General features: G+C 69.3%; 23 protein-coding genes. 16 read left to right on the top strand and 7 right to left on the bottom strand.

Annotation, left to right across the window (positions count from 1 at the left end; translation table 11 throughout):
* The first annotated feature begins 19 nt into the window (after positions 1–19).
* The 5 genes from K2224_RS39020 to K2224_RS39000 all read left to right on the top strand — a co-directional run bounded on the left by K2224_RS39020 (position 20) and on the right by K2224_RS39000 (position 5708).
* Positions 20–994 carry an aldo/keto reductase gene (locus tag K2224_RS39020; protein WP_221911813.1) on the top strand — a complete coding sequence of 325 codons (975 nt, stop codon included), beginning with the start codon at positions 20–22 and terminating at the stop codon, positions 992–994.
* 283 nt (positions 995–1277) lie between these two features.
* The gene (locus K2224_RS39015; RefSeq protein WP_260693829.1) at positions 1278–3992 is read left to right on the top strand and encodes a SpoIIE family protein phosphatase; all 2715 of its coding nucleotides are present in this window, start codon (positions 1278–1280) and stop codon (positions 3990–3992) included.
* 376 nt (positions 3993–4368) lie between these two features.
* Complete coding sequence (locus K2224_RS39010; protein WP_221911811.1) at positions 4369–4746, top strand: hypothetical protein; 378 nt, start codon at positions 4369–4371, stop codon at positions 4744–4746.
* 45 nt (positions 4747–4791) lie between these two features.
* Positions 4792–5307: a hypothetical protein gene (locus K2224_RS39005; protein ID WP_260693828.1), complete on the top strand. Its 516-nt coding sequence runs from the start codon at positions 4792–4794 to the stop codon at positions 5305–5307.
* Positions 5304–5708 (top strand): peptidase inhibitor family I36 protein, encoded by a 405-nt coding sequence (locus K2224_RS39000; RefSeq protein ID WP_260693827.1) that lies wholly within the window; start codon positions 5304–5306, stop codon positions 5706–5708. The genes K2224_RS39005 and K2224_RS39000 overlap by 4 nt, the downstream gene beginning before the upstream one ends.
* A gap of 57 nt (positions 5709–5765) precedes the next feature.
* On the opposite strand, the gene K2224_RS38995 is transcribed toward K2224_RS39000, so the two are convergent.
* A complete protein-coding gene (locus K2224_RS38995) occupies positions 5766–7484 on the bottom strand; it encodes a sensor histidine kinase (RefSeq protein ID WP_221912265.1) in 1719 nt (572 codons plus the stop codon).
* Positions 7485–7926: 442 nt separating this feature from the next.
* Between K2224_RS38995 and K2224_RS38990 the strand changes: the two genes are divergently transcribed.
* The 6 genes from K2224_RS38990 (at position 7927) to K2224_RS38965 (ending at position 11972) form a co-directional block, all read left to right on the top strand.
* On the top strand, positions 7927–8343 hold the full coding sequence (locus K2224_RS38990) for a hypothetical protein (protein ID WP_260693826.1): 417 nt from the start codon (positions 7927–7929) through the stop codon (positions 8341–8343).
* 80 nt (positions 8344–8423) lie between these two features.
* Positions 8424–10334, top strand: coding sequence for an ATP-binding protein (locus K2224_RS38985; protein WP_221911809.1), 1911 nt, complete (start codon positions 8424–8426; stop codon positions 10332–10334).
* Between the two features lie 106 nt (positions 10335–10440).
* The gene (locus tag K2224_RS38980) at positions 10441–10800 is read left to right on the top strand and encodes a hypothetical protein (RefSeq protein WP_221911808.1); all 360 of its coding nucleotides are present in this window, start codon (positions 10441–10443) and stop codon (positions 10798–10800) included.
* Positions 10801–10954: 154 nt separating this feature from the next.
* The gene (locus K2224_RS38975) at positions 10955–11221 is read left to right on the top strand and encodes a hypothetical protein (protein ID WP_221911807.1); all 267 of its coding nucleotides are present in this window, start codon (positions 10955–10957) and stop codon (positions 11219–11221) included.
* A complete protein-coding gene (locus K2224_RS38970) occupies positions 11218–11628 on the top strand; it encodes a hypothetical protein (protein ID WP_221911806.1) in 411 nt (136 codons plus the stop codon). Before K2224_RS38975 ends, K2224_RS38970 begins: the two co-directional genes overlap by 4 nt.
* Before the next feature lie 92 nt (positions 11629–11720).
* Positions 11721–11972 (top strand): type VII secretion system-associated protein, encoded by a 252-nt coding sequence (locus tag K2224_RS38965; RefSeq protein WP_221912262.1) that lies wholly within the window; start codon positions 11721–11723, stop codon positions 11970–11972.
* Between the two features lie 361 nt (positions 11973–12333).
* On the opposite strand, the gene K2224_RS38960 is transcribed toward K2224_RS38965, so the two are convergent.
* Positions 12334–12966 (bottom strand): type III effector protein, encoded by a 633-nt coding sequence (locus K2224_RS38960; RefSeq protein ID WP_221911805.1) that lies wholly within the window; start codon positions 12964–12966, stop codon positions 12334–12336.
* A gap of 128 nt (positions 12967–13094) precedes the next feature.
* On the opposite strand from K2224_RS38960, the gene K2224_RS38955 reads away from it, so the two are divergent.
* The 3 genes from K2224_RS38955 to K2224_RS38945 all read left to right on the top strand — a co-directional run bounded on the left by K2224_RS38955 (position 13095) and on the right by K2224_RS38945 (position 14523).
* Positions 13095–13526, top strand: a complete 432-nt coding sequence (locus K2224_RS38955; RefSeq protein ID WP_221911804.1) for an Hsp20/alpha crystallin family protein — start codon at positions 13095–13097, stop codon at positions 13524–13526.
* Positions 13527–13624: 98 nt separating this feature from the next.
* Entirely contained in the window at positions 13625–14020 is a 396-nt protein-coding gene (locus K2224_RS38950; protein ID WP_221911803.1) for a DUF2267 domain-containing protein, read from the top strand.
* A gap of 59 nt (positions 14021–14079) precedes the next feature.
* Entirely contained in the window at positions 14080–14523 is a 444-nt protein-coding gene (locus K2224_RS38945; RefSeq protein ID WP_221911802.1) for a DUF2267 domain-containing protein, read from the top strand.
* A gap of 349 nt (positions 14524–14872) precedes the next feature.
* Here K2224_RS38945 and K2224_RS38940 read toward each other — a convergent pair whose 3' ends face one another.
* Positions 14873–15628 (bottom strand): hypothetical protein, encoded by a 756-nt coding sequence (locus K2224_RS38940; RefSeq protein WP_221911801.1) that lies wholly within the window; start codon positions 15626–15628, stop codon positions 14873–14875.
* 164 nt (positions 15629–15792) lie between these two features.
* The gene (locus tag K2224_RS38935) at positions 15793–16638 is read right to left on the bottom strand and encodes a papain-like cysteine protease family protein (protein WP_260693825.1); all 846 of its coding nucleotides are present in this window, start codon (positions 16636–16638) and stop codon (positions 15793–15795) included.
* A 520-nt stretch (positions 16639–17158) separates the two neighbouring features.
* On the opposite strand from K2224_RS38935, the gene K2224_RS38930 reads away from it, so the two are divergent.
* Both K2224_RS38930 and K2224_RS38925 read left to right on the top strand, forming a co-directional pair.
* Positions 17159–17302: a hypothetical protein gene (locus tag K2224_RS38930; RefSeq protein WP_221911800.1), complete on the top strand. Its 144-nt coding sequence runs from the start codon at positions 17159–17161 to the stop codon at positions 17300–17302.
* Between the two features lie 625 nt (positions 17303–17927).
* Entirely contained in the window at positions 17928–19079 is a 1152-nt protein-coding gene (locus K2224_RS38925; protein WP_260693823.1) for a hydrolase, read from the top strand.
* 234 nt (positions 19080–19313) lie between these two features.
* Here the strand turns inward: K2224_RS38925 and K2224_RS38920 are convergent, their stop codons facing one another.
* The 3 genes from K2224_RS38920 to K2224_RS38910 form a co-directional block, all read right to left on the bottom strand.
* Positions 19314–20558 carry a serine hydrolase gene (locus K2224_RS38920; RefSeq protein ID WP_221911799.1) on the bottom strand — a complete coding sequence of 415 codons (1245 nt, stop codon included), beginning with the start codon at positions 20556–20558 and terminating at the stop codon, positions 19314–19316.
* 117 nt (positions 20559–20675) lie between these two features.
* Positions 20676–21338 (bottom strand): DUF4097 family beta strand repeat-containing protein, encoded by a 663-nt coding sequence (locus K2224_RS38915; protein ID WP_221912258.1) that lies wholly within the window; start codon positions 21336–21338, stop codon positions 20676–20678.
* A gap of 471 nt (positions 21339–21809) precedes the next feature.
* Entirely contained in the window at positions 21810–22103 is a 294-nt protein-coding gene (locus tag K2224_RS38910; protein WP_260693822.1) for a hypothetical protein, read from the bottom strand.
* Between the last annotated feature and the right edge of the window lie 63 nt (positions 22104–22166).

The following is a 22166-nucleotide window of genomic DNA, read 5'->3' as shown; positions in this document are numbered from 1 at the left end:
CCCCCGACAGGAGGCTCGGATGCTGCGCAGGCGGCTGGGACGTGGCGGCCCGCTGGTTTCGGCGATCGGCTTGGGCTGCATGGGCATGTCCGACTTCTACGGCCCCGCCGACGAGACGGAGTCGGTCGCGACGATCCGTCGGGCACTCGAAGTGGGCCTCGGCTTCCTCGACACGGCCGACATGTACGGCCCGTACACCAACGAGGAGTTGGTGGGGCGAGCGATCGCGGGATGCCGCGACGAGGTGTTCCTGGCGTCCAAGTTCGGCGTCGTACGCTCCACCGACCGCCGCGCGCGACGGGTCGACTCCACGCCCGCCTACGCCAAGAGGGCCTGTACCGCGTCGCTGCGCCGACTCGGGGTGGACCATCTCGACCTCTACTACCTGCACCGACGCGACCCGGCCGTACCCATCGAGGACACCGTCGGGGCCATGAGCGAGCTCGTGGCCCAGGGCAAGGTGCGCCACATCGGTCTGTCGGAGGTGAACGCCGACACGCTGCGCCGTGCGTGTGCGACAGCCCCCATCGCCGCGCTGCAGAGCGAGTACTCGCTGTGGACGCGTGGCCTGGAACGGGAGATCCTGCCCACGGCCCGCGAACTCGGCGTCACGCTGGTGGCGTACTCGCCGCTCGGCCGCGGCTTGCTCACCGGAGCGCTGACCGGCGTGGACACCCTGGCCACCGACGACGTTCGCCGCGATCACCCCCGCTTCCGCACCGAGAACCTGGCGGCCAACCTGCGCCTGGTCCATCGCCTACGGACTCTGGCCGCGGACCTCGGCTGCACTGCCGCGCAACTGGCGCTGGCCTGGGTGCTGGCACAGCCGGACGACGTGATCCCCCTGCCGGGCATGCGACGCCGCACGCACCTCCACGAGAACGCCGGTGCACTGGCGGTCCCGCTCTCGGCCGAACAAGTGCAGTCGATCGCCGACGCGATACCGGAAGCCGCCGGCGAACGAGCACCTGATGTGTCACGGCTGGAGAAGTAGGCCGTGCTCCGGGAGCGTCCGCACACTCGTGGACCGAGGGCAGGACCGCAAACCACCCCTGATGTCTGCGGGCCACACAGGACCGACCGGGACCGACGGAGCCGACGGGCCCGGGCCGGCCGCAGGACTGGGCAAGCCGTGCGAGTGCCCGGCGTGGTGTGTGCCGTCCGCGCCGGAGCGAGGTTAGACAGGGGGCATGGCCCGCGTCCCGGGCCGCTTCGCGCGTGCGCGTCGACAGCGGCCACCAGGCTCTCCGGCGCCTTCGAAGCGGCGTTTCCGACCCATGGCGAGCGTGCGCAGCCTCGCCGGGCAGATGTTCGTGCTGCAGGCGCTGATCATCGTGCTGCTCATCGCGGCGGCGGTGGCCGCGCTGGCGCTGCTGGCTCGGAACGACCGCTTCCAGGCGGCGCGAGCCCGCTCGCTGGCCGCCGCCGAGAGCTTCGCCCACGCCCCCGGCCTACCCGCCGTGCTGCGCGGCCCGAACCCGGCTGCCGTGCTCCAGCCGCTGGCCGAAGCGGCCCGCAAGGCGGGCGGTGTCGACTTCATCGTCGTCATGAACCGGGACGGCACCCGCTATTCGAGCCCGCGGCCGGAACGGATCGGCAAGAAGTTCATCGGCACCATCGGGCCGTCGTTGGCCGGCCACGTCACCATCGAAAGCCTCCAGGGTCCCGTCGGTGAGGAGATGCAGGCCGTCGTCCCGGTGCTGGACGGGGGCCGAGTCGTGGGCATGGTCGCGTCCGGGCTCAAGATCAGCAAGATCAGCGGTTCCGCCGACCGGCTGCTCCCGCTCCTCATCGGCGCGGGCGCCGGCGCGCTGGCCCTGGCCACAGCCGGAACGGCCCTGGTGAGCCGGCGGCTGCGGCGGCAGACCCACGGTCTGGGACCGGCCGAGATGACGCGGATGTACGAGCACCACGACGCGGTGCTGCACGCCGTGCGCGAGGGCGTGGTCATCGTCGGCGACGAGGGCCGGGTCGTACTCGCCAACGACGAGGCACGCCGGCTCCTCGCGCTGCCCCCGGACGTGGAGGGGCGGCAGGTCGACAGCCTCGACCTCGACGCCAGGACGACGGAGCTGCTGCTCTCCCGGCGCGATGCCTCCGACGAAGTGATCCCCGTCGGCGACCGTCTCCTGGCGGTGAACAACCGGTCGACGGACCGCCACGGCGGTCCGCCCGGCAGCGTCGCCACCTTGCGGGACTCCACCGAGCTGCGCGCCCTCGCCGGGAAGGCCGCGGCCGCCCAGGGCAGGCTCCGGCTGCTCTACGAGGCGAGCGTGGCCGTCGGCACGACCCTGGACGTCACCCGCACCGCCGAGGAGCTCACCGAGGTGGCCGCACGCCGGTTCGCCGACTACGTCACCGTCGACCTCGCCGAGCCCGTCCTGCGCGGTGAGGAGCCGCCGCCCGGCGCCTACACGGAGGCGCCGGAGCTGCGGCGCGTGGCGCTCAGCGGTACGTTCACCCATCCCCAGTACCGGGTGGGCGAGGTGTACCGGTACGTCCCCGCCACGCCGATGGCCACCGTCTTCGTCAGCGAACGGCCCGTGCTCGTACCCGATCTGCTCGCCGCCTCCGAATGGCTTGCGGGAGACCCCGAGCGCACTCGCATCGTCATCGAACACGGCCTCAGGTCGCTCATCACCGTGCCGCTCAAGGCGCGCGGTGTGCTGATGGGCGTCGCCAACTTCTGGCGGAAGCGGGAAAGCCCGCCCTTGGAAGAGGACGACCTGACCCTGGCCGAGGAGCTGGCGGCCCGGGCGGCCGTCTGCATCGACAACGCGCGCCGCTTCACCCGCGAACACTCCATGGCCGTGGCCCTCCAGCGCAGCCTGCTCCCCCGCGGCCTGCCCGAACAGACCGCCCTCGACGTCGCCTACCGGTACCTCCCCGCCCGGACCGGAGTGGGCGGGGACTGGTTCGACGTCATCCCGCTGCCCGGAGCCAGGGTCGCGCTCGTCGTCGGCGACGTGGTGGGCCACGGGCTGCACGCAGCCGCGACCATGGGCCGGCTGCGCACCGCCGTACAGAACTTCTCGACCCTGGATCTGCCACCGGACGAACTCCTCGCCCGGCTCGACGACTTGGTGGCCCGCATCGACCAGGACACGGCCACGGACACGGCCGTGCACCCGGCCGTGGGCACGGCCACGGACGCCGACACGGACACGAAAACCGATACGGACTCGGCGACGATCGAGGCGGGCCCGGCGACGGATGAACTCGCCATCACCGGTGCCACCTGCCTCTACGCCATCTACGACCCCACCACCGGCACCTGCACCATGGCCCGGGCCGGCCATCCGCCACCCGCCGTCGTCCGCCCCGACGGCACCGTGGAGTTCACCGAGCTCCCCGCAGGCCCACCGCTCGGCGTGGGCAGTCTCCCCTTCACGGCCGTGGAGCTACGCCTTCCCGAGGGCAGTAGCGTCGTCCTCTACACCGACGGCCTCGTCGAGGACCGGGAACGCGACGTCGACACCGGTCTGGAGATCCTCGGTACGGCCCTGGCCCGCCCCTCCCGCCCGCCGGAGGAGACCTGCGACGTCGTCATCAGCGCACTGCGGCCCGACCGCCGGCGCGACGACATCACCCTCCTCGTCGCCCGCACCCGCCTCATGGACCCCGACCGCATCGCCGAGTGGGACGTGCCGCCCGACCCCTCGGCCGTGGCAGGCGCCCGCGCCGAGGTCACCCGACAGCTGACGGGCTGGGGGCTGGAAGAGCAGGCGTTCACCACCGAGCTGATCCTCAGTGAGCTGATCACCAACGCCATCCGCTACGCCCCAGGCCCGATCAAGGTCCGCCTCCTGTACGACCGGACGCTGATCTGCGAGGTGACCGACACCAGCAGCACCTCGCCCCACCTGCGCTACGCCGCCCACGAGGACGAGGGCGGTCGCGGCCTGTTCCTCATCGCCCAGCTCACCGAACGCTGGGGCACCCGCTACTTCGCCCGAGGCAAGGCCATCTGGACGGAGCAGGCCGTGACCTGAGAGACAGCGATCTGAAGGACTGCGACCCGGAGGACGGTTACCTGGGAGACGGTGCCGTGGGAGAGGCAGCGCAGTCCGTGCCCGTAGAGCGGACGTCGCCGGGTCGCCGGGTCGCCGGGTCGCCGGGGGAACGTCCACGATGGCGTGTCCGCCCGTGACTTCGAGATCGCGGCGTCGCCTTGTCCTTCTTCGCGGACCCTCCTGCGTCGCGTGACGATCGCCCGTGCCGCCTCGGCGACCGGGAGGCGGCCCTGGCCGATCTTTGCTCACCTACATGGGTGGACCATTCTGATTCCGCGCATAGCGCTACCGATGTTGGGGATCGTGGCATTGCACGGCGCAGCCACAGTGCGCCGCTTCCCCGGGGGGTCTCCGCATGCGTCAACTTGCCGTCGCCGCTGCCCTGTTCGGCGCGCTCCTGCCCACCACCGCCTCGGCCCATCCAGCCGTAGCGCGCAGTGCGCGGATCGCTGCCGTGCCGACAGGACATGTGTACTTCTGGCCCAAATCCGGCCAGATGGGCGGCGCCTGGGACTACTCCCCGCCCGGGTACAAGGAGGCCACGCCACCGGTGAAGCGGTCTGCGGTGTCCTTCGACTCACACGCGTCCGTAACCGTGTACGCGATCAGCTACGAGAACGGCGGTGGGTGTCTGTACCGGGCGATCCATCCGGACGACTACTCCGAGAACTGGGAGTGGGCGGGCAAGTTCGACGGTGTCAGCAACACCACGATGGGGTGCGAGGCAGGCTGAGACACACCCCGGACATCGATCTCCTCCGTCACGATGCGTCCGCGTATGACGGCCCTGGCCGTCCTCGCCCTGCCGGTGCTGGTGAGCGGCTGCGCCGCCGCCCCCGCTCACCGCGTCTCCTCCGACGACCTCATCAAGACCGCCACCCAGATCCTCACCGACGACTGCCTCAGCCGCCGGGGCCTGACTGCGCCCCGGCCGGACCGCAGTCCGCCGCCGCCCGCCGCGCAACAGCGCGTATCCGAGGCCCTGTTCGGGACCGGACCGGCCCAGCTCTCCGTCCGACTGCCCACCGGGTTCGTCGTACGCGCCCACAGCGACGGCTGCCTCGCCACGGCACAGCAGCGGCTGTACGGGGACCAGCGGCGCTGGTTCCGGACGTCCGCGATCGTCAACAACCTCGGGCCCGAGGCCACACACGCCCATCTCCCGCTCGCCGTGGTACGCGCCCGCCACAGCGCCGACCTCGCCGACTGGCGCCGTATGCGCTCCCACGCCGTCACGACCGCCGTCGGCCTGCTCCGCAACCACCGTCCCGCGAAAGGAACACCATCCCGATGAACGTCACGATGAAGCCGCGGTCGACCGCCGCCCGGCGCGTCTTCTCCCTCCTCGCCGCCTCCCTCCTCGCCGCCGGCGCCGTGCTCGCCACCTCCGCCTCCGCTGAGGCGGTGCCGTGCGGCAGCGGGAACTTCTGCGTCTGGACCGACGCGAACTACACCGGCCTGAAGATCGAGCACAGCGGCGACGACCACTGGTGGGAGGGCGACATGGCATGGCACGACTCGTCCTGGGCCAACCACGGCATCTCCGGCCCCGGCGTCAAGGACCACGTCAAGGTCTACTCCGGCCGCGAACTCCTCGGCCATGTCACCATCTGCCTCGCCCCGGGCCAGGAGATCGGCTACAACGCCGCCGCCAACGACAAGGGAGCCTCCCACACCTGGACGATGGGCTGTTGAGGCTCCCGGGAACCCGTCGGTGAGCGGCGGGTTCCCCCTCGGTTCGCGGACTCCCCCTCACCTCGTGATCTCGAAGGACTTCTTCTCGATCAGCTTGCCGCCCTTGAAGCAGAACCGGAACACCGGCTCCGTGCTCCAACTGCTGCCGTTCTCGGTGGACATCAGCGTGAGGCATGCGGCGCCCATCGGTGCGGGCGGTGCACCCTTGTCCAGGCCCTCGGCCAGGAACGAGTTCCCGCGAGGCAGTTTCGCGCGGACCGCCGTCTCCGGCTGGCCCACCCGCACCGCGTCGTACTGCTTCGGCTCGATCATGGCCTTGTCGGTCTCGCCCACCAGGAAGACCGCGGCGACGACCCCGAAGACCACCAGCAGTAGGAGGATCAGTGCCGCGATCCCGCAACCGATGGCGACGCCGCTTCGCTTCGTTTTCCTGCTCATGGCCCTGGCCAGCTCCTTCGGAAGACCGTTCCCGTCGATGACCGGAACACCTTCGCCCAGGGGGCCGGCCGGGATCTGCTCCCGAAAGTCGCCGGTGGGACCGGCGAACGTCGTCTCCGCATCCCCCGGTGGGCGGCTCGGGGCACAGCCTTCCGGCGAGGCGTAGGGCAGCACGCCCGCCAGCCGGAAACCACCGTCCGCCGTCGGGCCCGCATGGACCATGCCCCCGATCAGCCAGGTCCGTTCCCGGATCCCGGTCAGGCCCTGCCCGCCGCTCACCACGCTCCGCCCGGTCTCCGCCGTCTCCGGGGCGGGGCCGTTCGCGACCTCCACGACCAGTGCGTCCGGCTCGTACCGCAGCTCGATGGTGATCGCGGCGCCCGGGGCGTGCTTGTGGGCGTTGGTCAGGCCCTCCTGGGCGAGGCGGTACGCCGCGTGGTCCGCGGTCGGGGGGAGCGGGCGGGGCTCGCCGGAGTGCCGCAGCTCCACGGCGGTCCCCGCGGTCCGGGACGCTGCCACCAGACTCTCGATGCCGGCCACCCCGCGGGACGGCACCGTGGCATGCCCTTCTCCAGGGGCCTGTACGGCAGGGGTGGCGGGGCTTGTGCCAGGACTCTCGATGCCATCCTTGAGCAGCCCCACCACCTCGCGCAGCTCGTGCAGCGCGGCCACCGACGCCTCGCGCAACACCCCGACGGCCTCCCGCTGGCGCCCGGTCAGCTCCCGGTCCACCTCCAGCGCCCCGGTGTGGACCGAGATGAGGGTGAGGTGATGGCCGAGGCTGTCGTGCATGTCCTGCGCGATGCGCTGCCGCTCCCGCATCCGGGCCTGCCCGGCGATCATCGCGCGTTCGCGCAGCAGCTGGGCGTTGTACTCCCGCAGGATGTCCGTCAGCGTGCGGCGCTGCGACCAGTAGCGGCTGATCAGACCAGGGACGACGATCATGACCAGCAGCAGCGGGACGGCGAACGTGAGGGTCATGGTGAGGGAGAGCGGATCCCTCAGGAAGGTCAGGCCGAGGGAGAGGGCGTATGCGGCGGCGAAGGTGCCGGCCGCCTTGCCGACACCGTCGATCCGCCGGCCGGCCGACCAGGCGGCGACCACGACGAGCACGGTGAGGCCGCTGAACTCGTTCATGCCGGTGGCGGTGATCAGGAGCACGGTCGCAGGGAGGACCCGGCGCAGGAGCGACAGCAGCGCGGCTGCCAGCCCCACGGCGACGACCCGTACGACGCCGGCATCGGACAGCAGACCTGCCGGGACCTCGGCGGCCGCCGCCAGCAGCCCGAGCACCGCGCAGAGCAGCGTTTCGCCCACGATGCGCCCGGGAGTCCACATCCCCGGGGCGAAGAGCGCCCTGACCGGATCGGCCAGTCCGGCCAGCCGTCGGGGCGCCGAGCGCAACCCCTCTGCCAATGTCCGGCGGGCCGCGGCCCGACCGTCCGTACGTTCCACGCGTGTCACGCGGCCACGTTAGGCGACCGCAGCGGGACACGCTTGCGCCATTGGTCGCGACAGCCGACGACGAAAGTCGCGCATACGGCAGCTACGCCCGGTGCCAGGCCACTGGCATCGGCCTGGCACCGGCGGGGAGCGCCAGACACCCCCTGATCCACTTGATCAGCCGGTTGGCGCGAACGGCCGACCTTCCGTTCCCGCCAACTCGCTGAAATGGTTGCCGAGTTGGGGCTGATGGGTCTGTACTGGAAAGACTGGCGGCCGGCGTCACCATCGTGGACGTGGCCGCTGTCCGCGATGCCGTCTACGGGGGAACGCAAGGGTGGACATCAACTCCTTACTCGGTGAGGTCGTACCGGCGATCGGCGCGGCGGTGGGGGCCTACGGCGTCGCCGTGCTGAACCGGGCCGAAGAGCAGGCCGCCGATGCGACGGTGCACCTGGGGCAGCGGCTGCTCGACCGGATCCTGCACCGCACGCCCGACGCCACGCCGATCGAGGGGGCGGTGACGGACCTGGCGGGGGCCGTCGACGACCCGGACGCGCTGGCCGCACTCCGGTTTCAGATCAGGCGCGTACTGGCGGCCGACCCCGCTCTGGCCACGGAGTTGGCGGCGCTGCTTCCGGAAGGGCCCGCCGTCCCAGGTGGCGGCCCTCGGAGTGTGACGGTCGGCGGGGACGTATCCGGGATCGTCTCGACCGGGGACGACGCGGTGAACATCCAGGGGCAGAGCCGGTGAGCGGCGGGTCCGGCCCGCTGGACGGGCCTGCGGCACCCAACAGCCCGAGTGCGGAACCGTCCGGTGCCGAGAAATCGGTCGTGGTTCACGGAGACGTCCACGGCATCGTCAGCACCGGTAACTTCGCCTTCAACGTCAGCTACTCCGACGGCAGATTCGTCCAGACCCACAGCGTGCTGGAGCTTCCGCTGCACGAAGCCCCCGTACTGGCGGCCCCCGCCCCGACCCCGCTGTTCGGCCGTGACGACATCGTGGCGCAGGCCGCCCGGGAGTTGGCCGAAGGCACCAGCGTCCAGCTGTACGGGGCCGCGGGCGTCGGGAAACAGGCCATCGCGGAGGCGGTGCACCGGAAACTGGCCGAGCGGGGACGACGCGGCCACATCCTCTGGCCTCGTCCCGGGGAGACGCTCACGCCGGCGATCCTCTACCAGCGGCTGGCCGAGGTCTTCTTCGGCAAGCCCTTCCTGCGCGAAGTGGACGAAACCGCACTGCGGGCAGCTCTCGCCGACGTCTCCGACGTGCACATCACGGTCTTCGACTGCGCACTGGACCAACCGGACGTGGCCCGTGTACTGCAGACCTTCTCCGGGTGCACGTTCCTGTTCACCGCTCCGTATCCGACCCTGCCGGCCCCAGGGGCGGCCCACCACATCCAGCCCCTGGGCCGGGGAGCCGCCATCGAACTGCTCAGCTCCGAACTGGGCCTGGCACTGGGCCCGGTCGGCCTGCAGCACCTCCAGTTCGATCACGTCTACGAGATGGCCGAGGGCCGGCCACAACGTCTGTTCCAGTACGCGCAGTTCATCAAGGGCTCCGACCAGTGGCGTGCCAGGGCGACCCGGGAGCCTTATGACCAGCCGCCGCCGGTCGACCCGGACCAGCTGAGCCCACAGCATCAGGCCGAGGCCCTGGCCATCGCCCTGAGCGAGCCGGCCCGTCGCGTGATGGTGGCGCTGGCGACGTTCGGCGCGCCACTGGCCGCGGCCTGGTTCGCGCCGGTCACCGGGGACCCCCGGGCCGCGGACGCGGGGCCGGAACTTCACGACCGGCGCCTGGTCGTGCACCGCTACGGCGCCTACCAGATCACGGAAGAAGCCGCCTCCGCCGTCCGTAGCCAGAACTGGGCCCCCACCTCGGCCACCACCGCGGCCGAAGGGCTGCTGTCAGCACTGATGCCAGCTCCGACGTCAGAGCCGGTGTCAGAGCCGACGACGGTGGACGAGCCACCGGCGCCCGAACCGTACCTACTGTTGTCCGTCGCCCGCGCGCTGTACGACACACAGGAATGGGCGCTGCTCGTACGCTTCGTCAAGGTTGCTGCGCCGATCGCCCTGACCGCGGGCCGCGGGCAGATCGCCCTGCACCTCTACGCACTGGGCAAGATCGCAGCAACCCGAAGCGGAAGGCCCAACGACGTCGACTACTACACCCTTGCCGAGGAACAGACCCGCAATGTGCTGACCGGCGACAAGGCCGCCGTGGTCGCGGCCCTGGCGCTCCTCTCCGCGCCCGTCGCCCCGACGGCGAAGATCGGCAGCCTGATCGCCCACATCGCCAAACTCGGCACCGCCAAACTCACCGTCGCCGCAGGGGCCGTGGCCGTGGCGGCCGCTGCCACGACCGTCGTCGTGGTGGTGGCGACGAAGGGACCCGACACGCCCGCCGGCTGCGCCGAGGCCAAACAGGTCGTGGACTTGAACGCCCACCACGACACACGAGTGGTGCGAGATCTCGTGGGCGAGGACAGGCAAGTAGCAGCCGGCCTGAGGGCCGCCGCCGCAAAGGCAACCGACCCGAAGGTGAAATCCGCGATCCAGACCCGAGCCGACCAGAGAAGCACCGCGGCCGACACCCTGGAGCGCAATGGCGACGGCCTCGGCAACGATGTGCATCCCGACGTCAGAGCCTCCCCTCTCAGCAACACAGCGCTCCAAGAGCGACTGAAGGACAACCAAGTGATCTACCCTGTCTGCCCCAAACTCCTGGATTGACCACATCGCCACGTCGTACGCAGTCTCGGTACGCCCACTGTTCACGCCAGAAGCACGCCGGAACAACGTGGTTGAGCCGGATGTTTCCACCAGACAGACTCTCCTGATGAGCCACAGCACACCACCAGGCAACTGGGACGGACCCTGGTACCGAGTCCAGACGGAGCAGTTCCAAGCCGCTTTCCTGCCGGACGCAGGCGAGGATCCGGAGAGCGTGGACAACGTCGACGTGTTCGTGGACCTCAAGGACGGCTCCCGGTGGAGCGCGACCATCATCACCCTCGCCCAAGTCGAGATCCTCATGAAGAGATGGGCCGCCAGCGGGGAAGCTCTTGGCGGCCGCTACTTTTGGTGCTCGGACGGTCTCATCGTCCGTGACGCCGGAATCAGCAACATGACCCAGGTCCTCGCCGGACTGATCGAGACCGGCGAGTTCACCCAGATCCTTCAGCGCCTCGACGAATGACAGTCGCCCGGCATTGATCCACCCGTGACCGGCCGGCCCCTTGCTCACCTCCCGAATGCGGGGCGCGCCAAGGGTCTCCAGCCTTACCACCAGGGGCGCGTCGAGGCCGCCGGCCCCATCGTGCTCGGTGAGGACGTCGTATGGAGTGGCGAGTGTGAAGGGCAACCAGGCATCAGCCTTCGTGGGCACCACCAGGGACGAAGGTGCCAACTGGGTGACCGATTACCGGTACGAGGTCGACGCCCCGGGGGCGTTGACCGCAACGCACATCAAGGGTGCCTGGGAGATGGACCTCCGCGACGGGACCAAGGGAGAATGGATACCGAACCCCTATTACGAGCCCCATACCCCCAAACAGCCCGTCGCTCCTGCCTCTGAAGCGCCGCCCGCCAGCCAGCTACCCGAAGGATGGACCCGATGAGTGGCCACCTGCTCCCCGACCGCTTCGAAGTCCTCGCCTTCAACGGCGACCAGCAGGCCGACACCGTCCTGCGTTGGGAAGGCGAGAACTACGATTTCACCGTGACCGCCGACGGCCCTTGGGGAAATGTCACCGGTAGAGCAGACGACTGTTTCGACGCGCTCTCTCGCGTCCGCGAGCAGATCGAACCGCAGGGCTGGCTTCTGGGCGTCAACGGCGCCCGTCGCGACACCTGGCCCTCTGGGACCTGCCGTGATACCGGGGGTTTCCTGGTCTGCCGCCTCACCCCCGGCGTCCGCCCCACCCGCGCCGATCTCATCCAGACCTTCCACGACGCACCCCGCGAGACGCTGGCCACCGTCGCCGAGCAGATCGCCTTCGAAAAGCAGTGGAGCCAGTCGCTGTGACCACCCCGTCCAGCCCTGCCGCCGCCGTTCCCCCGGTCACCGAGGCTCTGCGCGCCCAGGCCGCACGGCAGCGCGACGGCTACGTGTAAGCGATCGACCCGTACTTCGACCCCAACGGCGCCGTCCCCCCGTACGGCATCGTGGGCGGCTGGTCCGTCGACAGCTCCGGCCGGCTCGTTTCCTTCAAGCACAACCCGAACTACCGCCCGTCGCCGATGCCGTTGGAGTTCCCGCCCCCTGTCACCGCCCTGGACGGAGCCCTGCAGCGCGCTGTCACCGGTTATGGCAGCGAGCAGGAACTCCTCACGGCCTTCCGCGACGCCACGCTCATCCTGTTCGCCTAGGAGGGACAGACCGGCCTCTACACCGTCGTCGAGGACGACGGCAGCCGCTACGTCCCGGCCTTCACCCACCCCGCCCACGCCCCCGACACCTGGGCGGCGACCTGAAGCGCCTGGCGGACGCAGCTTCGACGCCGATTCCCCGCTGCGCGACCAGGACCCGGCCACGGCCGACTTCGGTCAGGCCGTCTGAAAGGCCGGGGCCGGTCGGCAGCCCGGCCTGAACCGGCGCCTCGGCACCTTGGCCACGCCCTTGCCCCCAGGCCCTGCTAGGCCCTGTCGTCAAACTCCCGTCTGCCGGGCCCCGTTCGTTCGCCCAGGGGCAGCGGCTGACCGGGCTGCTGTTGCGATGCGCCGGGCGGGGTCAGGGGGGTGCGAGGGTGTCGAGCCAGGCTGCGAGGTCGGGGTGGGCGCCAGCCAGGTGGGGGCGGGCGGCGGCCAGGGGGGCGATGAGGCGTGCGGGGTCGTCGTGGGCGAGGGCCGCATGGAGCTCGCTGAGCGGGCGGCGGGCGGCGGGGGAAAGGTCGGTGAGGGCGGTGATCTGCCCGGCGAGGCGGCGCAGGTCTGCCGCGTTGCGGCGGGCCCAGGCGGCGGCGGTGCGGTCGGCGGCCCGGGCCTGACGGGTGGCCTGGACACGCTGCTCGCCGGTGGTGCCGGCCGCGCCGGGTCGGCCGCGCAGATAGCGGCGCTCGGCTGCCTGGCGGCTGGCGACACCGAGGGGGTGGGCGAGGTCGGCCCAACTGGCGCCCGCGTCGCGGGCCGTTTCGATCAGGCCGGTCTCCCACCCGGCGAGTTGCTCGCGTACCTGCCGCAGCAGCGACAAGGAGGCCAGGGCCTGTTCCGGGCCCGGCCCGAGGGCGTCGGGGGCGTTTGGGGTCTCGTGCCGGGCGGCGCGCAGGGCGGCGTCTATGGCGTGCAGGGCCGCCGCTGCGGCGAGGAACGACGCCGGGCTGTGGGCGTCGGTGCTGGACGAGGACGGCTGGTCGGCCGGGGTCACGGGCACCTCCCTCGTGTTGTCGTCCCATTGACGACATCTTGTTTGTCATCCATTGGATGACATGTTACAACGGTGTCAGTGAGGCGCATTGGCAGCAACTGCCTGAACCTGCTGGAGGTGTTTTCACAATGTTGATGCGCACTGACCCCTTCCGTGAGCTGGACCGGCTCGCGCAGCAGCTGGTGGGCCCGGGTACCTGGTCGAGGCCGTCGGCGATGCCGATGGACGCCTACCGCGAGGGCGACGAGTACGTGGTGGCCTTCGACCTGCCCGGCGTCAGCCCCGAGGCGATCGACATCGACGTCGAGCGGAACATGCTGACGGTCAAGGCCGAGCGCCGGCCGGTGACGAAGGCCGACGACGTGCAGATGGAACTGTCCGAGCGGCCGCTGGGAGTCTTCTCCCGCCAGATCGTGCTCGCCGACACCCTCGACACCGAGCGCATCGAGGCCGACTACGACGCGGGCGTGCTCACGCTGCGCATCCCGATCGCCGAGCGCGCCAAGCCCCGCAAGATCTCCATCGGCGTCGGGTCCGGCCACAAGGAGATCTCCGGCTGACACCGGCCGGACGGGTGCGGAGGACGGGCACCGGATCTCCCCCTCGCCCGCCCTCCGCACCCCGTGGGCAGTCCGAAGAAGAAGGGGTGGCGGTCGAGATGACTCTGCGACGCGAAGCGTTCCTCGACCACGTGAAGGAACGCGGCGAGTACGGCACTGTGGAGGAAGCCGAGCGTGCGGCCCGTGTGGTGCTCGCCCTGCTCGGCGCGCACCTGGTCGGCGAGGTACGCGCCCAGCTCGCGGCACGGCTGCCGGAGGGCTTCGCTTTGATCCTGCTCAACCCGCTGCAGAGCGCCGAGCCGCTGTCGCCGGAGCGGTTCGTGCGGGCGACCGCGGCCTGGATCGAGGGCGCCACCGAGCGGACCGCCGCCTGGGACGTCAGCGCCGTGCTGTCCACGGTCGCCGATGCCATCGGTGACGACCTGCTCGGCCAGGTCCTCCTCCAGCTCCCCGCCGGCTACGACCTCCTCTTCGGCCGCCCCCGGCTCACCTGACCACCGGTGTCGCACACCGGCACCACTCCACCCTGGCTTCACGAAAGGCATGCACCGCAGTGATCTCCGACGTGCGCGTACCGCTTGAGCACCAGCAGCCGTACGGGACGGCGTATGAGCAGATGCTGGAGAAGGTCCGCTACGAAGGCGCGTACCCGACTCGCGAGAGAGCCGAGGAAGCCGTCCGCCTGGTCCTTTCGGGGCTGGGACGCCAGCTGACCGGCGACGAACGCGTCGCCCTGGCCGCCTGCCTGCCCCTGGAGGCCGCACGTGTCCTGACCGCGCAGATCCCTGACACCCAGCCGCTGACCGGCTGGGCCTTCGTCAAGGACCTCGCTGTCCGTTCCGGCGCCTCCCTGGCCACGACCCGGTGGGACACCGGCTCCGTCTTCGCGGCCGTCGCCGCCCATGCCGGCCCCGACCTCATCACCCGCATCCTCCACCAGCTCCCCGCCGGCTACGCGCTGCTGTTCGGCCGCGCCGAACTCACCCCGGCCGCGTAAACGGGCACCCGGCACCCGGGGCCGCACCAGGGGTCCGCCCCGACGCCCTCCGGCCGTGCTCGCAAAGGCGGAAGTCCCCGATCCGCGCGATCGGGAACTTCCGCTTTTGCTGGTCACCGTCCCGGCCGCGCCAGCCAACCCTCGGCGCGCTCCCCGGACGATCCGGGCGGCCCGTTGATGCGCGAACTCGGGGAATCGGCTGGGACAGCCCAGCCGAGCGCCTCTCCAGGCTTCTGGAGAACGACCTCACCTCACGCGTTGCGAGAATCTATTGAATCCGCCCATGGGCGGCAAGGCATGGACCGACGTTCAACTCTCCTGCGCGCACATCGTGTTGCAGGTGTACGCGTCAACTGGTCCGGGTGCGCGTCCGCTTGCGGTGGACGCGGAACCCGAACGCACCGCCGGCGAGCGCGAGGGCGAGCGATCCCGAGGCGCCGAGCAGCGTCGGTGTCGAGGACGGGGCGTTGTGCGCCGGGGCGGCGAGCTTGTATCCGCCGGCCAGGCCCTTGCGGTCGTATGTCGACCCCGGCAGTTTGTCGGCGTACCGGTCGTGCACCAGCTTCTGGTAGGCGGTGAGCGACATCGGTCGCTGCCCGCCGAGGCCGGAGACCGCTTCCTGGTTGAGAGGGTGGACCGTGCCGTTCGCGAGCCGGTACCAGGCGTGGATCTGCGGCTCGCTGAACACCGTCGAGTCCGATGTGGCCTGCTTGGCGTAGCCGATGTCGGTGTTGCCGTCCTGAATTCCAGCCAGATGCCACTTCCCGCCCGTGACGGGGGACGACTTCCCACCCGTCGAGGGGGACGTCTGGTCGGCTAGCAGGACGGTGGCGCGATGGCCGTTCGCGCCGTTCACCTCGGAGGCCAGATGTGACACCCGGAGCGCGCCGGCCGGGGTGGCTTTTGCCTTTCCGCTGATGAAATCGGGGGTGATCTCATACATCGCGACCGGTTCTTTCAGGCTGAAGGCTTGCGAGGCGTCGTGTGATCCCGTGGCCAGGGGTGCGGTGGCCTCCTGACCGCCGTCCGCACCTGAATTCCCATTGGAGTCCGCGGCGTTGAGGAAGCGGTTGACAGTGTCGTGGACCTGTGGTGACTGCAGCACCTGGCGAGCGCCTTGGTAGTCGGGTGCGCCCGCCGGTCCGTCGGCGGCCTGTGCCTGTGTACCGAGGAATGCTGACGTGCAGAGCGTCGCGCCGAGGGTCATTCCTGCGAAGCGAGCAGCACCCCGGGCTATGGAAGTCTTCTTGCTGCGCATTGCTGCCCGTCCTATTTGTGAATGCCGATGCGGGAATGGGTCCACCGGAACGACGAGTTGTTGACGTAGTCGTTGTAGTTCCACCAGGTGTAGGTCTGGGTGGAAGGCCAGGGGTCGCCGACCGCGATGGTGTTTGACGATGGGTCGTACCCGTAGATGACATTCATGTGGCCGCCGCCGGAATTCCATCCGATGCGTACCGCGAACGGTCGGCCGCCGCTGATCTCGTTGCCCGTTTCCGAGAAGGACGCGCTTCCGTACAGGTCGTTTCCGGTGTTGGAGAAGCCCATGCTGGACCAGGCGTTGGCCATGTCGTCGAGCGTGGCGGGCTGGTTGTTGCAGTCGAGGTTGCCGTTCTGGGCGGCGAGCCGGCAGAAGTCGTTCTGGCTGTACTGGTTGTATCCCCAGTACTTGGCGATGGTCAGGCCGGAGGCATCCCAGCACCATTGGTTCTGGACCTGCTTCTGCATGGAGATGTTGAGGGTGACCCGTCCGCCTGCGGACGAGGAGCAGGCCGGCAGGTGGTCGGTGTTCTCCTTGATGAACGCATGGGCTATGTAGAAGGATCCCGAGTCGGACCGGATCCAGCGGGAGTCGCCTTTGACGCTGTCGCCCCGCACCTGACAGGACATGGAGACCGTGCTGCCGACGTCGGCCCTTCCCACTATCTTGGCGGAAAGGTTGGGTGCTTGGCGTTTGTTGACGGTGCCGTAGTGGTCCTGGCCACCGGTGATGGTTCCGGTGGCAGAGCCCGCCTGGGCGAGGCTTCCGAGGGTGAGGAGGAGTCCGGCGGCGACCACGGCCGCCGCGACCGTCGCTGAGGTTCTCCTCAGCGTGAAGGCTCGGCGAAAGCGCATATCTCAACTCTTTCGTGTGGGGGGTTACCCAGGGCATGCCACGGCGTCTGCGCAGTTGAATGCGATCCAGAGTCGGGAAGCGAACGTCTATGCCCTGAGGCAGTGAAGTATTACAACACTTGAAGCCGCGATGGCAATGACGCTCCATCAAACAGGCTTGTGCTACCAGAGGGTAGGGCTGGACTAGACTTTACGCCGCCGCATTGATTACCCACGCTCAGTGATCAACGCGGCGGCTTAGCGCCCGATTTGAGACCGGTTACCGGGTGGTATTTCTGCGGCGCCTTCGACTGCGAACAATAGGCTTGCATGAGGCTGGATTCGGATGGTCGCCGCGTGGAGACGGAGTCCCGCGGGTAACTCTCCGGTGTTTTGCCGTAGCTGGTAGCGATGCCTTGGCAGGGCTTCCCGTTGATGGCGCGCTCGACGTGTCGCGGTCGCAGAGCCCTCGCGCCGGTCGCCGCGCGGCGCCCGCGACGACACTGGGCGATCGGTCGGTTCGCGCCTTCTGGTGATCGCGATGGCGTGGGACCTCGGCGCCTCGGCGGCCCGTTCCTCGTTCGTCCGCCCGGCTCGCCGACTGGCCCGACCGGAGAAGATCCACGGCGGCGCCCAGCTCATCACCGCCGGACGCCACCGCTACCTCCGTCGCATCCACCACTGACCCTGGGCGCACATGACCACGGACACCGTCGACCGGCTCGACGCCCACCGGCAGCTCAACAACTCGAAACGGCCCACCCGATGAACTGATGCGCCGTCACTAGCGACTGCGGCCAGTAATGCCACCCGACAACCAATCCCAAATCAGGTGCTACGTCGCCGTGTTGATTACCGAGCGTGGGTAATCAACACGGTGCTGTAATGCATTACCCAACCTACTCTCCGGTAGATCAAGGGGGTTGATGGAGCATCATTGCCATAGGGGCTATCAGGGCTGTAATAATTCCCTACCCCAGGGCATAGACCTGCGCTTCTCCCTCCCGCATCGCGTTCACCTGCGAAGACTCCCCTGGCATGCCCTGCGTATCCCCCGCACGAAAGAGTTGAGACATGCGCTCTCCCCGACTCTCCACACCCAGGAGCGGCTTGGCGACAGTCGCGGTCGCCGCCGGGTGCCGCCAGGTGCTGAACACGGAGCGATACCCCCTCAGGGAGGGCTGCGCGTGAAACACGCACGGAGAAAACCCCGCAGCCGGATGCGGGCCCGAGTCGCCGGTACCACGGGAGCCCTGGCAGTCCTCCTGAGCGCCGGGATCGGATCAGCCGCCGCTGCCGGGAAAAACACAGTGGCGCCCGCGGCCAAGGCAGTGCCGCTGGACGAGGCGAACGGGCCTGGCAAGGCGAACGTCCCGGGCCAGCTGACGCTTCCCGCCCCGACCGGGCGCTATCGGGTCGGGACGGTCGACCTCCATCTGGTCGATCCGCATCGCACGGATCCGTGGCTGCCGGGCAGTCGGCCGCGCGAGCTGATGGTTTCGCTGTGGTATCCGGCCACGCACACCGCCCACTACCCTGCCGCGCCCTGGATGCAGTCCGCCGCAGCCGCGCACCTCCTGGCCGCCATGCAGGTGCCGCCGAACACGGTGACACTGCCCACCACCGCCGGACACACCGGCGCTCCGGTCGATCACAGGGCGGGCAAATTGCCGGTCGTGCTGTACTCGCCCGGCCGGGGCTCGGACCGCACGACGAGCACCGCGCTCGTCGAAGACCTGGCCAGCCGCGGCTACCTGGTCGTCACCCTCGACGACACCCACGAGAGCGGCGAAGTGCAGTTCCCCGGCGGGCGGGTGGAAGTGAGCGCCATGCCGCCAGGCACCCCCGCGACCCGCGTGTTCGCCGTCCGGGTCGCCGACACCCGCTTCGTCATCGACCAACTGGCCGCCGTCGCACACGGCCGCAACCCGGACGTGGACCATGCGCATCTCCCCCACGGGCTGTCCCACGCGATAGACATGAACCGCATCGGAATGTTCGGCGCTTCGCTCGGCGGAGGAACGGTGCCGGCGGCCATGCAGGCGGACCACCGGATCGGCGCCGGTGCGGACCTGGACGGACAGTTCTTCGGGCCGGAGATCACCCGGGGCCTCAACCGCCCCTTCCTGCTGTTCAGTTCCCAGCACCACAACCGCGACACCGACGGGAGCTGGGCAAGGTTCTGGAAACACCTCCACGGCGAGCGGTACGACCTGAAACTGCGCGGCGCCGAGCACCTCTCCTTCCTGGACTGGGAGGCTTTCTTCCAGCAGGCGCCCGGCCCCTTCCAGAAAACGCCCGCCCAACTCGTCCAGACACTCGGCACGATCGCCCCCGAGCGCGCCATCGAGATCCAACGTGCCTACCTCGCAGCCTTCTTCGACAAGGAACTGCGTCACCGGCACGGCCACCTGCTCAACGGCCCCTCCCAGCACTATCCGGAGGTCTCCTTCGCGCGCTGAATCAGGCAGGCAGTGTGCCTGGTCTGTCGGCGGCGCAGCCTGCTCCCTCCATACGGACATCTACTTCCGCATCAGGCGATGCCACCGACACCGAACCGGTCATCGCTGCTGGCTGGGAATGGCTGGAGGGGGCTTGACGAGCCGAATCCACGAACCACCACAAGCAGGATCCTTTCCCACGTGCCGTCGGCTGACCTCCTGCGATGACTCTTCCAACGCCCCCTCGTCCAGCGCCTAGTTGTCGATGGCTTGGTAGACGGTGGTCCAGAAGTCGTGGATGAGGCGGGCCGAGTCCGGGGTGGACATCCCGACCTGGGTGAGGAGGGTGCCGGCGAGTTGGTTGTGGGGGTCGGCGTAGGTGGTGGTGCCGGTTCCGCCGTCCCAGCCGAACTGGCCGATGGGCGCGTAGTCGCCGCGGTAGGTGCGTACTGCCATGCCGTAGCCCCAACCGCCGTGCTGGCCTTGGCCGAAGGAGATGTGGACGTTGTCCCGGGCCATGGCGCTGCGGGCGGCGTTCTGCTCGGGCGTAAGACAGTTGGTGGTCATCAGCTCGACTGCGGGCCGGGACAGGATCCGCTCGCCCGCGTGCGTTCCGCCGTTCAGCAGCATCTGGAAGTAGGCGTGGTAGTCATCCACGGTGGAGACCAGGCCACCACCGCCTGACTGGAAGGTGGGCGGTTGGCTGTACTGCCCGCCGGCGGCCTCGTCCCACACGGTGAACTCCCCGGTCTGCGGGTCGGGAACGTAACTGGTTGGCAGTCGGTCGATCTTGTCGGCGGGGACGTGGAAGCCGGTGTCCTTCATGCCCAGCGGGTCGAAGATTCGCTCACGCAGGAACGCCTCGAAGGACTGGCCGGTGACCCGTGCTACCAGCACGCCGAGCACGTCGTTGCTGATCTGGTACTGCCAGCGCTCTCCGGGCTGGTGCATCAGCGGGAGAGTGCCCAGGCGGCGCATCCACTCGTCCGGCCCGGGCGCCTCCTGCGCGCTCTGGGAGAAGACACCCCGCTCGAAGATGGCGTCCATGATCGGAGTGCCCATCGACGTCAGATCCACGCCGAGTCCGAAGGTGGAGGTCAGCACGTCCCGTACGGTGATCGGTCGCCGTGCCGGCACGGTGTCGTCCAGCGGGCTGTCGATCTGCTTGAGCACCTGCCGGTCGGCGAGCTCGGGCAGCCATGGCTCCACCAAGTCGTCCAGGCGTATCCGGCACTCGTCGAGCAGGACCATCGCCGCCGCCATGGTGACTGGCTTGGATGTCGAGGCCATCCGGAAGATCGTGTCCCGGCGCATCGGCGCGCCGCCGTCGTGGCGCATCGTCCCGAGTGCTTCGACGTGTGTCTGGCCGCCTCGGCTGACCAGGGCGACGAGCCCGGGAATCTTCCCGGAGTCGACGTGCCTGGCCAGCACGTCGTGCAGTCGGGACAGCCCTGCTTCGGAGAAGCCGCCGTGCTGGTCGGTGAGAGTGGTGTTGGACATGGTGGGGCACTCCTTTGACGGATTGATGGATTTGCTGGATTTGCTGGAACGGTCTTGATCGGACGAAGGGGGAAGGCGGTCCTGCCAGGCACGCAGCGGCTACACCTGCTGTGGCGTTCAGAGGCTGTGGGCGGTGATGTCGCCGTTGGAGGTGGTGGCGCGTATGTCGAGTTCGGTGATGCCGTTGTTCTTCAGGGCGTTGCTGATACGGCCGTGGCTGGTGCCGGCATCCAGCGTGGCCGAGACGCCGGTGGCGGCGCCGATGGTGATGTCACCGGACTGGGTGGTCAGCACGACCGTGCCGCCCATGGCCTCGGTGACGCGGATGTCGCCCCGCGCGGTGCTGATCTCCGCAGCCCCGCCCAGCCGCCCGACCTCGACGTCACCGTCGACCACCGACAGGCGCAGGTTCGCGGTCTCGTCCAACTTGACCTGCCGGTAGGCCCCTTCGAAGACGACGTCGCCCAGGCGACCGAGGGTCCGCAGTTCCGCACTGGCGGTCTTGGCCTCGACCCGCGAACCGGCCGGCAGCTTGACCGTCACCTCGATGGCTCCGGAGGGGCCGAAGTACTGATCCTTCACCGCGGACACGATCCGCAGGACGCCGTCGGCGTAGTCCACGGTGGTCTGCTCCACGGCCTTCACATCACGCCCCTTCGAGGCGTTCACCGGCCCGACCTCAACGGTGGTCTCGGCACGGTCGGCGGCGATCAACTGGACCCGTCCGGCGGGGACGTCCAGGACGACGGCGATCGGGGCGGGGGTGTCGAACTTCTGCATCATGCTCTCCCTGTGGATATGCGGCTCGCCGCCTCCGGCGACCCGGCGTTTCCGAACGATGGAAAAGCTACGTTGCTTTCCAATGTCCCACAACAACCTACTCCCCCAAGCGCCGCATAATTGCTGGTAGATGAGCGGGAATCATTGCAACACCCTCTCGCTTAACGCAATGACGGCACGACCGAACGTTGCAATACATTGAAGGTGAACGCTATGAGGGAGACGTTGAGAAACACCGAACCCGCCGCAAGGCACCCGTGGGCCGACCCGCGACACCGCCGAGGAAACCTCAGAGATCCAGGCCCTCAGCGCAAGAGCCTGCGCCAGCACGGCTTCAGACGCGGTGTCAGGCGCGCTGCGGGATGCTGGCGATCTCTCTCCTGGCACGGCGTCGGACACCTATCGGCAGCTGTGGGGCCGACTGCTCGATGTCTTCCCACTCGGACGATGTGACGTCGACGTCCGCCTCGGTCACCTGGTCGCGGCTCGCCAAGCGCATGTCCACATGCCGACGGAGGGTTGCGTAGCGCACAGCGGCGGCTCGGTGGCGCGAGGCGAGTCGGGGTAGTTCCAGACGAGTTGCCCGGCACTGAGCGCGGCCGCCAACAGGCTGGCGGTGCCGGCTATCACACGAACACCGGTGAGGCCGGATGTCGAGAGCGAGGCGAAGAGCGTTGTACCGACGACCGCGGACAGCATGGCTGTGGAGATGCCGGTGACACGGTTCCAGCGATCGAATCGCTCCGAGGCGATGTTGTGAGCCACGTGGAGCATCTGTAAGCCTCGGCTCCAACGCTCCAGTATCTCGAAGTGGGCCGGAACACCGCC

It is taken from the genome of Streptomyces sp. BHT-5-2 (assembly GCF_019774615.1).
In the GTDB taxonomy this organism is placed as follows: Bacteria; Actinomycetota; Actinomycetes; order Streptomycetales; family Streptomycetaceae; genus Streptomyces.
Note: the sequence above shows the minus strand (reverse complement) of the source record. Positions and strands in the feature narration are given on the sequence as shown.